We start from the raw sequence: 15,402 nt of genomic DNA on the forward strand, positions 1-15,402 counted from the left end.
CGGAAGCCGCAGGCGGCGGGCCGCAGGACCGGAAGCCGCAGGCGAGGCCACCGGGCCCGCGGGCCGCCCCGCCAACCAGGCCGCCGGAGCCCCTGGTCGGCAGGGCCAGGGACGCAGGGGCGGGTTACTTCGCGGCGTACCTGGCCCGGAGGGCTTCGGTCGCGGCGGAGACCGCCTCGGCCTCCGTCAGCCCCAGCCGGTGCACCCGCTCCGCGAACGCCTGCGCGGCCGACGCGGCCTCGCGCGCCGCGCCTTCCCCGGCCGCGGCGACGAAGGTCCCGTTGCGGCCCCGCGTCTCGATCACCCCGTCGGCCTCCAGCGCCCGGTAGGCCTTCGCGACGGTGTTGGCGGCCAGCCCCAGGTCCTCCGCCAGCCCCCGTACCGTCGGCAGCTTGAAGCCGGCCGGCAGCTTCCCCGACCGGGCCCGGTCGGCGATCTGCGCGCGCAGTTGTTCGTACGGGGCGGCCGACCCGGCCGAGCCGTCGATGGTGATCTTCAGGTTCGTCGAGCTCACGGGGCTGATTGTCCACCATCGTCCACCATCGGCGGTTAATTGGGAGGCGCCGGGCGGGCGGGCGCGCATAGCGTCTGCCGCATGACCGTTCTGATCCGCGACCTGCGTCCGGACGACCTCCGGGACGTGGAGTCGGTGGTGCGGGTACGCCGCGCGGCCCTGCCGTTCCTGATCACCAGTGCCGGGGACGTGACCCACGAGCTCGCCCGCTCCCACCCCGACAGGCACCACCGCGTCCTCGTCGCCGAGACCCCCGACGGCGAGGTCGTCGGCAGTGCCCAGGCCGGCATCGCCCACGACAGCCCCCGGCCGGGCCAGGGGTACGCCAACACGTACGTCGACCCCGCCCGCCGGGGCCTCGGCGCCGGCCGGGGCCTCCTGCGCGCGGCCGAGGAGCACCTCGCCGCCCGGGGCGCGGTGGACTCCTACGCCTGGGTCCTCGACGAGCCCGCGCACCGCGCCTTCGCCGAACGGCACGGCTACCGCCCCGGCCGCTCGGCGCACTTCCTGCGCCTGGACCTGGCCGCGGCCGCGCTGCCCGCGCTCCCGGCGGCCCTCCCGGCCGGGGTGGAGCTGCTGCCCGCCGACGCCTTCGCCGCGGACCCCCGTCCCCTCTTCGCCATCGACGCCGAGACGACGGCCGACGAACCGGGTGACGTGGGGGCCGAGCTCGACGACTACGAGGACTGGCTGACCCACACCTGGCACAACCCCTCCCTCGACAAGGAGCTGACGACCGTCGCCCTGGTCGACGGGAAGGCGGTGGCCTTCAGCGCCGCCCGCACCGACGGCGCCACCCGCTACGCCTCGGCGATGACCGGCACGCTGCGCGCCTTCCGCGGCCGCGGCCTGGCCAAGCTCGCCAAGAACACCTCCCTGCACCGGGCCCGCGCGGCCGGCTACACGGAGGCGTTCACGGGCAACGACGCCGGCAACGACCCGATGCTCGCCATCAACCGGTGGTTCGGGTACGAGATCTGCGCGACCGAGACGCACTACACGAGGAGGCTGGGGACCCAGTGGCCGAGCAGCTGACCGTCGTCCTGACCAAGGCGGGCCGGACCAAGATCCGCTATCCGGCGACGCGGGTCGCGGACGACGGCGACCGCATCTGCGTACGGGCCCCGTGGGCCGCGGAGGGCGTGCGGGACTTCGGGTTCGTCCGCTTCGAGCCGGGCGACGTGTTCGTCGAGCACTTCTGGCGGACCCGCTGGTACGCGGTCAAGGAGGTGCGCACGGGCGACGGGGTCCTGAAGGGCTGGTACTGCGACGTGACGCGACCGGTCCACATCCAGAGCGGGGAGATCCTCGTGGAGGACCTGGACCTCGACCTGTGGGTCTCGGCGGACGGGACATCCGTACTGCGGCTGGACGAGGACGAGTTCGCCGGGAGCGGGCTCGCGGCGAGCGACCCGGAGGCGGCGGCCCAGGCCGTCCGCGCCCTGGACGCCCTGGAGGACCAGGCCCGTTCCGCGTCCGGCCTGTCCGCGCTGCTGCGGTAGGCGGCGTTCCCCCCGCGGTGCGGGGGTGGTTCCTGATGCCGCTCTTTCCCCCTCCTTAAGCGGAGCCTAAGGATCCCCTCCTGGGGCCTCCGAGCGGCGAAAAGGCGTGGTCCGGGGGCTAGCTTGGCAGGGCCAGGACAGGAAGGGCCGGTCGTGGCGCCGCCGGGGGGCGGCGCCGCCGAGCCCGGTTTCCGCAGGCGCGCCCCCGCCTTTGCCCGAAGGAGATCCACTCATGCCCGCACGCCGCCGTACCGTGACGCCGATCCGTATCGCCGCCGCCGGTCTCGCCCCGCTCGCGCTGGCCGCGTACGCCGCCGGGCCCGCGGCCGCCCACGGCTCGATGACGGACCCGGTCAGCCGGGTCGCGGCGTGCTACGCGGAGGGTCCGGAGTCGCCGAAGTCGGCGGCCTGCAAGGCGGCGGTCGCCGCGAGCGGGGCCCAGGCGTTCTACGACTGGAACGCCGTCAACATCGCCAACGCCGCCGGGAACCACCAGGCGCTGATCCCGAACGGCCAGCTGTGCTCGGCCGGCAACGACAAGTACCAGGGGCTGGACCTCGCCCGCGGCGACTGGCCGGCCAGCCCGATGTCCGCCGGCCCGCACACCTTCCGCTACAAGGGGACGGCACCGCACAAGGGCTCCTTCGAGCTGTACGTGACGAAGGACGGCTACGACCCGTCGAAGCCGCTGAAGTGGTCCGACCTGGAGCCCGCGCCGTTCGCCAAGGCCACCGACCCGGGCATGCAGAACGGCGACTACGTCTTCTCCGGGACCGTCCCGAACAAGTCCGGCCGCCACCTGATCTACAGCATCTGGCAGCGCTCCGACAGCCCGGAGGCCTTCTACACCTGCTCGGACGTGGTCTTCGGCAAGGACAACGGGGGCAACGGGGGCAACGGCGGTGCGGGGACCTCCCCCGGCACCAAGCCCACCACCGGCAGCGGCAGCGGCACCGGCAGCGGGTCGAAGCCGGCCGACAAGCCCTCCGCCCCGACCGACCGGCAGATCGCCGACGGCGCCGGCAAGTCCTCGGTGGAGCACAACGGCCACGGCGACAACGACCCGAAGACGAACGGCGCGGCCGGCGCCTCCCTGCCGTCCCCGTCCCCGTCCTCGCCCGCCTCCGCGAACCCGGCGGACCCGGGCGCGTCGGCGGGCGGCAACCTGGCGGAGACCGGCGGCAACAGCGCCACCCCGTCCATCGCGATCGCCGGGGCCGGCGCCCTGGCCGTCGGCGCCGCCGCGCTGTTCGCGACGGCCCGCCGCCGTGCGACGACGGCGGGCCGCCACGGCCGCTAGTGCTGTGGCCGGAGAGGTTTGCCGGGGCGCGGCGTCCGGTGCGGTGCATCGCAAGGCGGAGGGCCGCAGCTCGTACTGGACGTACGTGCGCGGTCCGACAACGCGGCGAGGTGCCGTGCCGGGCGTCGCGACCCGGTGAACCTTGCCGGTCACAGCACTAGCCACGGCCGCCAGTCGAGCGGGCCTTCCCCGGCGGACCGCCCCCGCCCGGTGTCAGTCGAAGACCGAGGCGCAGGTGGTCCGTTCGGCGTTGGCCGGGTCGAGGGCGTTGAGCGCCTCGTGCCAGGCGATCCGGTCGGTGAGCCCGATGGCCACGTGCTCCGAAAGGTCCAGGAAGCACAGGTCCTGGAGCACGACGTTGCGTACGTTCGGCCCCTCCAGGAAGCCGCTCCGGTACGGCGTCACCACCTCGTCGTACTTGGTGGCGATCACCGTGTACTTCACCCCGGGCACGGTGTCCCCGCCCTCGTTGAGCTTCTGCAGGAAGGCCGAGCCGGCGATCTGGTCGGCGAGGCCCGGGGTCGCGCTGCTGATCAGGTGCTCCGCCCCGGGGAAGTACGGGAGGAGCTTGGTGAACCCGAGCAGGGTGGTGCCGTGGTTGTCGGGGGCGAGTCCGACCAGCGCGTTCACCTTCTGCGCGCCCCCGAGGAACTTCAGGTAGTAGCGCGGCATCATGCCGCCCTGGGAGTGCCCGATGATGTCGGTCTTGGACGCACCGGTCGAGGCGAGCACCTTGTCGACGAAGACGTCGAGCTGTTCGGCGGACTTGTCGATGGGGCCGAGCCCGTTGAAGAAGGGCACGCCGGGCAGTTGGCCGTAGTCGAGCGAGTAGACGCAGTACCCGCGGTGCACGAGGTACGGGGCGAGGCCGAGCCAGTTGTCCCAGGAGTTGCCGAAGGTTCCGTGGACGAGGACGACGGGGCGCGGGTGGGCGGCGGAGGGCTTGCAGGACCAGTTGTTCCAGCCGCTGCTGGGGGCGGACGCGGCCTGCGCCGCCCCGGTGGGGGCGACGAGTGCGGCGGCGGTGAGGGTGAGGACGGCCAGCGGGCGGAGCAGGCGTCTCCAGGGCAGCATCGTGTGATCTCCTTGCGGTCGACTCAAGGGGATGAGCGGGGGGATTCGTCCCGTGATCCGGATCACAAGGGGGCGCTGCTGCCGCTAAATTACGTGTGAGTAGCAACACAGGGAAGTTACGCGTCGGTAAAAACTCGCGTGTCGTCCGATCGACCGTCAGGCGGCCAGCGTGCCACGGGCGATGGCGTGCGGGCCGAAGCGCGAACGGACCCGGTCCGTGACGGCCTCCAGGCGGCGGGCCTTCTCGTCCTCGGGGTCGAAACTGAGCTGCCGCACGGCCCGTTCGGCCGGGATCAGGTCCTCGGCCCGCAGGGACAGCGCGCGGACGCGGGCCCGCTGGAGGCCGAGGCCGCCGTACAGGGCGTAGGCCGTGGCGGTCAGGGCCGCCGAGTGCGCGGTGGGTTCGGCCAGGGTGCGGGTCCGGGTGAGCGTGGTGCGGTCGGCGCAGCGGACGGTGAGCGTCAGGGCGCGGCACACCTGCCCGCCCTCTTGTGTACGAAGCTTCGCGCCGAGCTCCTCCGTCAGCGAGAGCAGGGCCCGCCGGTGTCGTACGGGATCCAGCTCGTCCCGGTCGAAGAGCCGCTCGGCGGCGAGGGCGCGGGCGGCGGCGCCCGGCCGGACGGGGGTCCGGTCGATCCCGAGGGCGCGCTCGTGCACCTCGCGGCCGAGCCGGGCGCCGAGGATCCGCCGCAGGGCGGCGGGCGGGGCGGCGGCGACCCGGCCGACGGAGTCGAGGCCGTAGGAGCACAGGGTGCGGGCGGCCTTCGCGCCGACCCCGTCGAGTGCGGTGACGGGCTTGTCCGCCAGGAAGTCCCTGACGGCGTCGGGGTCTTCGGGGAGCACCAGGGTCCCGCCGGGCCGGGCCTCGCGGGCCGCCGCCCGGGCCAGCATCGGATTGCCGGCCACGCCGACGGCGGCGTCCACGCCGTACAGGGCGAGGGCCCGGACCCGGATCACGGCGGCCAGCCTGCGGGCGTCGCAGCCGAAGTAGCGCAGCGCGCCGCGGACATCGGCGAGGGCGGCGTCCGGCGGCAGGGCCTGCACGGCCGGGGTGATCCCGCCGAGCAGCGCGAGCACCCCGGCGTACTCGTGCGCGCCGAGCGGCCCTCCGCCGGCGGGGTGCAGGCGCAGGCACATCACGGCCTTCCCGGTGGTGCTCATCCCGCGCTCCCCGGGCTGGAGTGCCACAGCTTGCGTCCGGTGGCGGGGCCGGTGCCCGGCGGCTGGAGGTCGGCCCAGGGGTTCATCTCGTACCCCGTGGACATGCGGATCGTGCGGCCGGGCCCCTTCGCCGCCGGCTCCTCGCCGGCCGCGTCCCCGTCTGCGGCGGCCGGGCCGCCGGAGCCGTTGCCGGAGCCGTTATAGGAGCCGGAGCCGTTGCCGTTGCCGGAGCCGTTGCCGGCCGGCTCGGCGAGGCGGGCCGCGACCGCGTCCAGGCCGCCCGCCGCCCGCAGTTCCACCAGCTCCGCCAGGTTCCACACCGCCGCCCCGACCACGCTCAGGCTCTGCGGGCCCCTGCGCTGCACGACACCGCGCACCAGCAGCAGGAAGGAGTGGAAGACGGTGTGCGCGCACCGCTCGTGGCTGTCGTCGAAGAAGGCCAGGTCGACCAGGCCCGTACCGTCGTCCAGCGTCGTGAAGATGACCCGCCTCCCGGACCGGATCGGCGGGGTCTGGGTGGCCGCCTTGGCGCCCGCGACGAGCACGGTCTGCCCGTGCCCGGTCTCCCGCAGCCGGCGCGCCGGGATCACACCCAGCTCGGCCAGGAAGGCGTGGTGGTCGCCCATCAGGTGCCGCGAGGCGTCCATGCCGAGGACGCCCAGCTCGGCGCTGAGCCGTTCCGCGTCGCTCAGGTCGGGCAGCCCGACCGACGCCGTGGACCGGCCGCCCTCCAGCGGGAGTTGGGGGCCGCGTACACCGGCCGCCCGCTGTGCGCCGTGCAGCTCGGTCAAGTGCAGCATCAGGTCACGCCGGTTGGCGCCGAACGAGTCCAGGGCGCCGACCTGCGCGAGCCGTTCGGCGACCGGCCGTCCCGGATGCGCCCGGTCCCAGAAGTCGCGCAGGGAGGCGTACGGCTGCCCGGACTCGATCCGGTCCGCCTCCGCCCCGCTGATGCCGTGGACGTCGCCGAGCCCCAGCCGCAGCCCCCACACACCATCCGTATCGGACACCAGTTCGATGCGGTGGGCGACCGCCGACCGGTTCACGTCCAGCGGCAGCACCGGCACGCCCCGCCGCCGGGCGTCCGCCAGCAGCAGCCGCTTCGGGTACATCCCCGGATCGTGGGTCAGCAGCCCGGCGTAGAAGGCCGCGGGGTGGTGCGCCTTCAGCCAGGCCGACTGGTAGGTGGGCACGGCGAAGGCCACCGCGTGCGCCTTGCAGAAGCCGTACGACCCGAAGGCCTCCACGATCTCCCAGGTACGGGCGACCACCTCCACCGGATAGCCCCGCTCGGCCGCCTTGGCCGCGAACCAGACCTTGATCCGCGCCTGCGACGGCGGGTCGGACAGTCCGCGCCGCACGCGGTCCGCCTCGTCCCGCCCGCAGCCGGTCATGACGTCCACGATCTCGATGATCTGCTCGTGGAAGACCACCACCCCGTACGTCTCGCGCAGCGCGTCGGCGAGGTCCGGGTGCGGGAAGCGCACCGGCGCCCGCCCGTGCCGGGCCTCGATGAAGGGCCGCACCATGTCGGCGGCCACCGGGCCCGGGCGGAAGAGGGAGATGTCGACGACCAGGTCGTGGAAGGTCGACGGCTGGAGCCGCCCCACCAGGTCCCGCTGGCCCGGCGATTCGATCTGGAAGCAGCCCAGCGTCTCGGCCGAGCGGATCAGCTCGTACGTGGCCCGGTCGCCCGGCGGCACCTGCGCCGGGTCGTCCAGGTCGAGCTCCTCCCCCGTGCCGCGCCGGATCTCCGCGACCGCGTGCGCCATCGCGGACTGCATCCGCACGCCCAGCACGTCCAGCTTGAGCAGCCCGAGCTCCTCCACGTCGTCCTTGTCGAACTGGGACATGGGGAAGCCCTCGCCACTGGTGGGGACCACCGGCGTACGGGCGAGCAGCGAGGCGTCGGACAGGAGCACCCCGCACGGGTGCATGGCGATCCCGCGCGGCAGCGCGTCCAGCGATTCGACGAGCTCCCACAGCCGCCCGTGCGACTGCCCGCGTACGTCCCGCAGTTCCGGCAGCTCCTCCAGCGCGGCCCGGGCGTCGCGGGCCCGGATGTGCGGGAAGGCCTTGGCGAGCCGGTCGACGACGGCCGGGTCCATCGACAGGGCGGCGCCGACGTCCCGGATGGCGTGCCGGACCCGGTAGGTCTCGGGCATGGAGACGGTGGCGACGCGCTCGGCGCCGAACCGGTCGATGATCCGCCGGTAGACCTCCAGCCTGCGCGCGGACTCCACGTCGATGTCGATGTCGGGCAGGACACGCCGGCGCTTGGACAGGAAGCGCTCCATCAGCAGGCCGTGCTCGACGGGGTCGGCGTGCGCGATCCCGAGCAGGTGGTTGACGAGGGAGCCGGCGCCGGAGCCGCGGGCCGCCACCCGGATGCCCATCTCCCGTACGTCGTCGACCACCTGGGCGACGGTCAGGAAGTACGAGGCGAAGCCGTGGTGGGCGATGATGTCGAGTTCGTGGTGCATCCGCTCCCAGTAGGCGGGGTCGCCCGCGTAGCCGCGCAGCACCATCCCGGCGGAGGCCCTGGAGGTGAGGACCCGCTGGGCGCTGCGGTGGGCGGCGCCGACGAGCCGGGCCTCGGGGAAGTGCACGGAGCCGATGCCGAGGTCGTCCTCGGGGTCCACGGAGCAGGCCTCGGCGGTGTGCCGGGTCTGTGCGAGCAGGCGGCGGGCGTCGGCGGGGCCGAGGCCGGCCGCCCGGGCGATCAGGTCGGCCGTCTCGGCCATGGCGGCGGGGGCCTTGAGCCAGCGCTCGCCGGTGTCGAGGGGGCCGCGGCGGTCGATGGGGACCAGGCGGCGGGCCGCGTCGAGGATGTCGGCGACCGGGCCCTGGCCGGGGTCGGCGTAGCGGACGGCGTTGGTGAGCACGGCCGGGACGCCCTGCTCGGCGGCGAAGCCGACGGTACGGGCGGCCAGCCGCAGCGAGCCGGGGCCGGTGCCGGTGCGGCCGTGGTGGACGGCCTCCAGGCGCAGGGAGTCGCCGTAGACCTCGCGCCAGGGCGCGAGCAGCCGGGCGGCCCGGTCGGGTCGGCCCGCCGCGAGCGCCCGCCCCACCTCGGAGCCGGGCCCGAGGAGGACGAAGACGCCCTCCCCGCGCAGCGCGTCCCAGGGGACGACCGGGACCTCGGCGGCCGTCGCGTGGGCGGCGGTGACCATCCGGCACAGCTCGGACCAGCCGGCGGCCCCGTCCCGGGCCAGGAAGACGGCCCGGGCGGCGGACTCGTCCAGGAAGGCCCCTCCCTTGACGGGGGTGCGCCGCCGGTACGAGGCCCCGGCCGGACCGCCGCCCGCGGCGGAAGCGGTCGAGCCCCCCGGCCCGGCCGAGCCCGCCGCGGGGGAACCTGCGGGAGACACCGCCATGTCCACGCCGAACAGCGGCCGGATGCCCGCGTCGGCACACGCCTTCGCGAACCGGACCGCGCCCGCCAGGGTGTCGCGGTCGGTCAGGGCGAGGGCGTCCATGCCCCGCTCGGCGGCACGCTCCGCCAGCCGTTCCGGGTGCGAGCCTCCGTAGCGCATGGAGAACCCCGAAACGGTGTGCAGATGCGTAAAACCAGGCACCCGCGGCCTCCTGCTTCGCTCGTTGAACACCACCCCCGCTCTCCACCATAGAGCAATTCGAATACCCGTGCGAAACACTTGTTCGATCACCTGAAGGGTCGGGAGTCATCCGTTCGGCCCGCCCCTGCTGCGGCCCGCCCCCCGCACGCCGAGCGTGTGAGACATGACCCCGTCCCAAGGTTTCCTCGCCGAGATCAAGGACGCCGTGACCACCCGGGCGGCGCTGCTCGTCCTGGGGGTACTGGCGCTCCAGCTCGCCTTCATCACCTCGTACATCGGGGCCTTCCACCATCCGAAGCCCAGCGAGATCCCGATCGCCGTGACCGCGCCGGCCGCGCCGGCGGCCGAGCGGTCCGCGCAGCAGCTCGGCGCCCTGCCCGGTGACCCGCTCGACCCCCGCGTCGTCGAGGACGAGGCAGCGGCGCTCGCGCAGGTACGGGACCGGGACGTCGACGGCGCGCTGATCATCGACCCGGCCGGCCGGACCGACCGGCTGCTGGTCGCCTCGGGCGCCGGAGCCTCGCTGTCCCAGGCCCTGGAGGAGGTCGTGGGCGCCGCCGAACGGGCCCAGGGGCGGACCGTGCGGGTCACCGACGTGGCACCGGCCGCCAAGGGCGACAGCCGCGGGCTGAGCTCCTTCTACCTCGTCATCGGATGGTGCGTCGGCGGCTACCTGTGCGCAGCGATCCTCGCGATCAGCGCCGGCGCGCGGCCCGCCAACGGGCACCGCGCCGTCATCCGGCTGGGCGCGCTGCTCGTGTACGCGCTCGCCGCCGGACTGCTCGGCGCGGTCATCGCCGGGCCGGTCCTGGACGCGCTGCCCGGCAGCGTCTGGGGCCTGTGGGGGCTGGGCACCCTGGTCGTCTTCGCGGTCGGCGCGATCACCCTCGCCTTCCAGGGCCTGGCGGGGGTGATCGGCATCGGCCTCGCGATCCTGCTGGTCGTGGTGCTCGGCAACCCGAGCGCGGGCGGCGCCTACCCGTACCCGCTGCTGCCGCCGTTCTGGAGCACCATCGGGCCGGCCCTGCCACCGGGCGCCGGTACGTACGCCGCGCGCTCCATCACGTACTTCGACGGCAACGGCGCCGGCGGGCCGCTGCTGGTGCTGGCCGCCTGGGCGCTGGTCGGCGCCGCGGTCACCCTGGCCTGCGCAACCCTCCGCCGCCCCCGCCCCGACGCCCCGGCGGGCACGACCTGACCCGGCCCCGACGCGCGGAGCGCGGGCCCGGCGGGCGGGATACGGGCCCCTACGCGGGGAGCAGGACGGAATCCGCGCCGCCGGGCGGGATACGGGCCCCCTCGCGGGAAGCAGGACAGAATCCGGGCCGCCGGGCGGGATACGGGCTCGGTGCGGGCGGGTCGCGGTGCCGGGCAGGGGTATCTCCTCGGCTCGGCGCGCGCGAGGTGTCTCGGCCATGAGCGGTGGCAGCGCGCTCGTCCTGCGGGGACACCCCTCCCCGTCCCCACTCCAGCAGTACGAGCCCGGTTCCCCGAAGGGCGTCCCCGGCCGGGCCGTGGCCTCGCCGTACGGGCGGGATACGGGCACGGCGCGGGCCGGTCGCGGTGCCGGGCAGGGGTATCTCCTCGGCTCGGCGCGTGCGGGGTGTCTCGGCCGTGAGCGGTGGTCGCGCGCTCGTCCTGCGGGGACACCCCTCCCCGTCCCCGCTCCAGCAGGCGCGAGCCCGGTCCCCGAAGGGCATCCCCGGCCGGGCCGTGGCCGCGCCGGCCGCCTGCGCCGATGGTCCTCAACAGACCGGCCTCTGCTGACCCGGACGGTGGTCGCCACGCACGGAGCCCTCCCCGAAGGCCGAACCCCCGCCCGGTCACCGGTCCACCGGATCCGGCACCCCCAGCAGCCGCACCGCGCGGTCGGCCTCGGCGTCGTAGACCTGGAAGTCGATGCGCCGCCCGTCCGGGGCCCGGTACTCCAGAACCCGCATGCCCGGCCGCCAGCTCTCGCGTACGACCGCCCGGCCGCCCGTGGGCAGCCGGACCGCCGGGCGCAGCGGGGCCTTGAAGACGGCGCCGGCCCCGTCCGGGCCCGCGCCCAGCTTGCCGTAGCCGAAGAACCGCCGCCGCAGGCCCTGCCGCCACCGCGCCTGGCAGGGCACGTCCACGGCGGCTCCGCCGGAGGCCGCCGCCGTGCGTCCGGCGGCCCGGCGGGCGACGGTCCGGCGCGTCAGCGTCCCGGCGAGGGCGGCGACGAGCGCGAGCACCGCGTATTCGACGATCGTGGTCATCTCCATGTCCCCCGCCCCTCCCCGGGGCACGGCGCCCCCGGCGGGGATCACCTTAGGCACGGGGGCCGGCCGGGGTCAGCGCGCCCGGTGGACGATTTCGCCCGCCACCACCACCGTTTCGGCCACCGTGCCCGGGATCTCGTCCACCGGGACGGCGAAGATGTCGCGGGAGAGGACCACGAAGTCCGCCACCTTGCCCACGGTGAGCGAACCGCGTTCCCGTTCCAGGAAGTTGGCGTGGGCGGAGCCCATCGTGTAGCCGTGCACCGCCGTGGCGACGTCCACCGTCTCGGCGGGCTGCCAGGCCGGGCCGTCGCCGGACAGCGGGCGGCGCGTCACGGCCGTGTAGATGCCGATCATCGGGTCCATCTCCGCCACGTTCCAGTCGCTGGAGAACGCCAGTACCGCTCCCGCCTCGTGCAGGCTGCGCATGGGCCAGGCCTTGTGCCAGCGGTCCTCGCCGACGTTCTGCGCCCAGTCCTTGCCCGGGCCGGCGATCTCCGGGGCGCAGTGCCTGGGCTGCATGCAGGCGACGACGCCGAGCTCCTCGAAGCGCGGTACGTCCGCGGGGTCCAGGCACTCCACGTGGACCACCTGGTGGCGGGCGTCGCGCGGGCCGTTCACGGACCGCGCGTGCTCGACGGCGTCCAGGACGGTGCGGATGCCCCGGTCGCCGGTGGCGTGCACGAAGCACTGGAAGCCCCGCGCGTCCAGGCCGGCCAGCAGTTCCGCGAATTCCTCGGCCGGGTAGAAGGTCTCGCCGCGGTGCGTGCCGCATCCGGTGTACGGCTCCAGCAGCGCGGCGGTGCGCGGCTCCACGACGTCGTCGATGTAGAGCTTGAGGGGGCCGACGCGCAGCCGGTCCCCCGCGTAGGAGCGGGCGGCCGCCTCGAAGTCGTCGAGGTCCTGCGGTGTGGTGCCGCGCGGGTGGAAGAGCGCGGCGACGATCCGCGGTCGCAGCCGGCCCTCCGCCCTGGCCCGCTCGAAGAGGGCGAGGTCGTCGAGGGAGTTCTGCGGTTCCACGACGGTGGTGATGCCGAATCCGATCGCGTCGTCGAGGCTCTTGGCGAGGCGCCCGTACTGCCGGTCCGGGGAGGCCCACGGGACGCCGAGGCGGCGCAGTGCGCGGTGGCCTTCGCGGGAGAGGCCCTTGACGGCGAAGTCCTTGACGAATCCGGTGGGTTCGCCGGTGGCGGGGTCCAGGGCCGCTGTGCCGAAGGGGAGGTCGGTGCGGTCGCGGGTGACGCCGAGCCGGCGCATGGCGGCGGTGTTGAGCCAGGCCGTGTGCACGTCGTACGAGAGCACGATGGCCGGGGTGTCGCCGGTGGCGGGGTCGAGGTCCGCGGCGCACGGCATCCGCCCGTCGGGGATCGCGGAGTAGTCGAAGGCCTCGGCCTCGATCCACTCGGCGTCGGGGTTGGCCCCCCGCCAGGCGAGGATCCGCTCGTGGATGCCCTCCAGGGTCCGTACTCCGGCGAGCTGGACGCAGGCGTCGTCGGAGCCGAGGCGGACGTGGTTGTGCGCGTCGATGAAGCCGGGGAGGACGAGGCGGCCGGCGGCTTCGATGTGTTCGGTGTGGGGGCCGGCCCAGGCGGCGGCCTCGTGGTCGGGGCCGATCCACACGATGCGGCCGTCGTGGACGGCGAGGGCCTCCGCCTCGGGCAGGTCCGGGTCCACGGTGTGGATGCGGGCGCCGGTGAGCAGCAGGTGGGCGGGATGGTTCACAGGTGGTGCTCCAGTTGCGGTGGTGGGAGGGGTCAGGCGGCGGCCGGGACGTCGGCGGGCGCGGGGGTCCTGCGCTGCAGCGCCGTGTAGACGAGGCCGGAGACGACCGCGCCGAGGAGGGTGAGGTCGGCGCCGCCCAGGGGTGCCACGAGCGGGCCGGTCCACAGTTCGGAGTCGCAGGTCAGGGCGGCGAAGGTGATGCCGGCGAGGAGCGCGGCGAGGCCGGCCGGGTGGTAGCCGGAGCGGTACCAGTAGGCGCCGCCGGGGCCGGTGGTGTGCAGGGCGTGGCCGTCGTAGCGGCAGCGGCGCAGCAGCATGTCGGCGAGGAAGACTCCGCCCCAGGGCGCGAACACGATGATCAGGAGGGAGAGGAAGGAGGTCAGCGCGCTCGTGAAGTCGGTGAGGAAGAGCGCGGCGAGGGAGCCGAGGCCGGTGATGGCGGCGCTGACGACGATGGCCTGGGAGCGGGTCCACGGGATGCCGAGGACCTGGAGGTTCAGGCTGGAGGAGTACAGCGTGATGATCGAGTTGGTGACGGAGCCGCCGAGGACCAGGGCCAGGAAGACGGGCTGGAACCAGCCGGGGAGCAGGCTCTCGGTGCCGGCGACGGCGTCGGTCATGTCGGTGCGGGTGGCCGCGGCGACGCCCGCGATGCCGAGGGCGACGGAGGAGAGGAAGCCGCCGAGGGCGCCGTACCAGGTGATCGACTTCAGCGAGGTGGTGCGGGGCAGGTAGCGGGTGTAGTCGGCGGGCATCGGCAGGTACGAGAAGGGGGCGGCCAGCATGATCACGAAGGCCAGGCTCCAGCCGGAGGCGCCGGGCACGCCGGTCGCGGGGGCGGTGGTGTCGGCGCCGGGCAGCAGGAAGGCGAGCAGGGCGGCGAAGCCGGCGGCGAGGGCGTAGGCCATCCAGCGTTCGGCGAACTGGACGGTGGCGTGCCCCCACAGGGCGACGACGAAGGTCAGCGCGAGGGTGGCGAAGAGGGCGGCGGCCCGGGCGGGGGTGCCGTGCAGGAGGCCCACTTCTTCGAGGAAGACCTCGAGGGCGAGCGTGCCGACGACGGTGTTGAGGATGGTGTAGCCGATGCCGACGAGCCAGTTGAGGACTCCGGCGGGCAGGTTGCCGCGGACGCCGAAGGCGGCGCGGGAGATGACCAGGGTGGCGGTGCCGGTGCGGATGCCGGACAGGCCGGCGGCGCTGATGGCGAAGAAGGCCAGTCCGCTGACCACGACCACGGTGGTGGCCTGCCAGAAGGTGAGGCCGAAGGCGACGGCGAGGGCTCCGTTGATCACGTAGGTGAAGGTCAGGTTGGAGCCGAACCAGAGCCAGAAGAGGTCGCGTGCCCTGCCGTGCCGCTCGCTGTCCGGGATCGGATCGATGCCGCGCGTCTCGACTCTGAAGATCTCGTCACTCATCGCTGCACGCACCCTTGATCTTGAATGGCGTTCTAAGTTCTTGAATGGCATTCAAGATGAGGGGTGGAGCGGACGCCCGTCAAGACCCTGTCCGGGATAAGGTCGGCCCACGAAGATCGGGAGGCGGCAGCGGTGGCAGGAGCGGCACGGCGGCGCGACGGGCAGGTCGCCCAGGAGCGGATGCTGGAAGAGGCCATGGCGGCGATCGCCGAGGACGGGCTCGCGGCGCTGACCATGTCCAAGCTCGCCGACCGGCTCGGCACCAGCGGCGGCCACATCCTGTACTACTTCGGCAGCAAGGACCGGCTGCTGCTGGAGGCACTGCGCTGGAGCGAGGAGCAGCTCGCGGTCGAGCGCGCGGCCCTGCTGCGCCGCCGCGTCCCGGCCGCCCGCAAGCTGGAGCTCTTCCTGGAGCTGTACCTGCCGCGCGGCCCGCGCGACCCGCGCTGGACCCTGTGGATCGAGCTGTGGGCCCGTACGCCGTCCAACACGGACCTGCGCGCGGCCCAGGAGGAGCTCGACGCGGGCTGGCACGAGGACCTGCGGGCGCTGCTGGCGAAGGGCGTCGAGCAGGGCCGGTTCGCCCCGATGGACACGGCCGAGCGGGCCGCGGAGCTGCTCGCGCTGCTGGACGGACTGAGCACCCGGGTGGTGCTGGGACAGCGGGACACGGACCGGGGGCGGGCGCTGGAGCGGGCGCGGTCGGCGACGGCCCTGCTGGTCGAGCACCTCTGAGCCCGCCCGCCCCTTCGGCCGCGGCACTCCCGCCTCCCGAACCCCACCGGTCGGCGGCGCGCGCTCGCGGGCACCTTCGCGAGAATCGCCCCCGGAGTGCGCCCTACCGCACTCCTCCCCCAGCGAGCACAATCGCCGTGACGACCCACACCGAACGT

The 15,402-nt window shown here is 74.4% G+C and carries 12 protein-coding genes; 5 read left to right on the forward strand and 7 right to left on the reverse strand.

Annotation, left to right across the window (positions count from 1 at the left end):
• Positions 1–124: 124 nt before the first annotated feature.
• Positions 125–514, reverse strand: a complete 390-nt coding sequence (locus AVW11_RS12775) for a GntR family transcriptional regulator (protein ID WP_030855284.1) — start codon at positions 512–514, stop codon at positions 125–127.
• Positions 515–595: 81 nt separating this feature from the next.
• On the opposite strand from AVW11_RS12775, the gene AVW11_RS12780 reads away from it, so the two are divergent.
• The 3 genes from AVW11_RS12780 to AVW11_RS12790 all read left to right on the forward strand — a co-directional run bounded on the left by AVW11_RS12780 (position 596) and on the right by AVW11_RS12790 (position 3,316).
• Positions 596–1,549 carry a GNAT family N-acetyltransferase gene (locus tag AVW11_RS12780; protein ID WP_076044042.1) on the forward strand — a complete coding sequence of 318 codons (954 nt, stop codon included), beginning with the start codon at positions 596–598 and terminating at the stop codon, positions 1,547–1,549.
• Positions 1,534–2,016, forward strand: a complete 483-nt coding sequence (locus AVW11_RS12785) for a ribonuclease FAU-1 family protein (RefSeq protein ID WP_060179979.1) — start codon at positions 1,534–1,536, stop codon at positions 2,014–2,016. Before AVW11_RS12780 ends, AVW11_RS12785 begins: the two co-directional genes overlap by 16 nt.
• A 232-nt stretch (positions 2,017–2,248) precedes the next feature.
• Positions 2,249–3,316, forward strand: coding sequence for a lytic polysaccharide monooxygenase auxiliary activity family 9 protein (locus AVW11_RS12790; protein ID WP_060179978.1), 1,068 nt, complete (start codon positions 2,249–2,251; stop codon positions 3,314–3,316).
• Positions 3,317–3,529: 213 nt separating this feature from the next.
• Here AVW11_RS12790 and AVW11_RS12795 read toward each other — a convergent pair whose 3' ends face one another.
• The 3 genes from AVW11_RS12795 to AVW11_RS12805 all read right to left on the reverse strand — a co-directional run bounded on the left by AVW11_RS12795 (position 3,530) and on the right by AVW11_RS12805 (position 9,129).
• Positions 3,530–4,390: an esterase/lipase family protein gene (locus AVW11_RS12795; protein WP_030855279.1), complete on the reverse strand. Its 861-nt coding sequence runs from the start codon at positions 4,388–4,390 to the stop codon at positions 3,530–3,532.
• 156 nt (positions 4,391–4,546) lie between these two features.
• Positions 4,547–5,551 (reverse strand): DinB/UmuC family translesion DNA polymerase, encoded by a 1,005-nt coding sequence (locus tag AVW11_RS12800; RefSeq protein ID WP_030855277.1) that lies wholly within the window; start codon positions 5,549–5,551, stop codon positions 4,547–4,549.
• Entirely contained in the window at positions 5,548–9,129 is a 3,582-nt protein-coding gene (locus AVW11_RS12805) for a DNA polymerase III subunit alpha (protein WP_076044043.1), read from the reverse strand. The genes AVW11_RS12800 and AVW11_RS12805 overlap by 4 nt, the downstream gene beginning before the upstream one ends.
• Before the next feature lie 163 nt (positions 9,130–9,292).
• Between AVW11_RS12805 and AVW11_RS12810 the strand changes: the two genes are divergently transcribed.
• Positions 9,293–10,327, forward strand: a complete 1,035-nt coding sequence (locus AVW11_RS12810; protein ID WP_060179976.1) for a YhgE/Pip domain-containing protein — start codon at positions 9,293–9,295, stop codon at positions 10,325–10,327.
• A gap of 625 nt (positions 10,328–10,952) precedes the next feature.
• Here AVW11_RS12810 and AVW11_RS12815 read toward each other — a convergent pair.
• The 3 genes from AVW11_RS12815 to AVW11_RS12825 form a co-directional block, all read right to left on the reverse strand.
• Positions 10,953–11,375: a hypothetical protein gene (locus AVW11_RS12815; protein WP_060179975.1), complete on the reverse strand. Its 423-nt coding sequence runs from the start codon at positions 11,373–11,375 to the stop codon at positions 10,953–10,955.
• Positions 11,376–11,444: 69 nt separating this feature from the next.
• Positions 11,445–13,094, reverse strand: a complete 1,650-nt coding sequence (locus AVW11_RS12820; RefSeq protein WP_076044044.1) for an amidohydrolase — start codon at positions 13,092–13,094, stop codon at positions 11,445–11,447.
• A 32-nt stretch (positions 13,095–13,126) separates the two neighbouring features.
• Positions 13,127–14,509 carry a purine-cytosine permease family protein gene (locus AVW11_RS12825; protein ID WP_030855271.1) on the reverse strand — a complete coding sequence of 461 codons (1,383 nt, stop codon included), beginning with the start codon at positions 14,507–14,509 and terminating at the stop codon, positions 13,127–13,129.
• Between the two features lie 132 nt (positions 14,510–14,641).
• On the opposite strand from AVW11_RS12825, the gene AVW11_RS12830 reads away from it, so the two are divergent.
• Positions 14,642–15,244, forward strand: a complete 603-nt coding sequence (locus tag AVW11_RS12830) for a TetR/AcrR family transcriptional regulator (protein WP_030855269.1) — start codon at positions 14,642–14,644, stop codon at positions 15,242–15,244.
• The last annotated feature ends 158 nt before the right edge of the window (positions 15,245–15,402 follow it).

The sequence above is a fragment of the Streptomyces amritsarensis genome, from assembly GCF_001953875.1.
Taxonomy (GTDB): domain Bacteria; phylum Actinomycetota; class Actinomycetes; order Streptomycetales; family Streptomycetaceae; genus Streptomyces; species Streptomyces amritsarensis.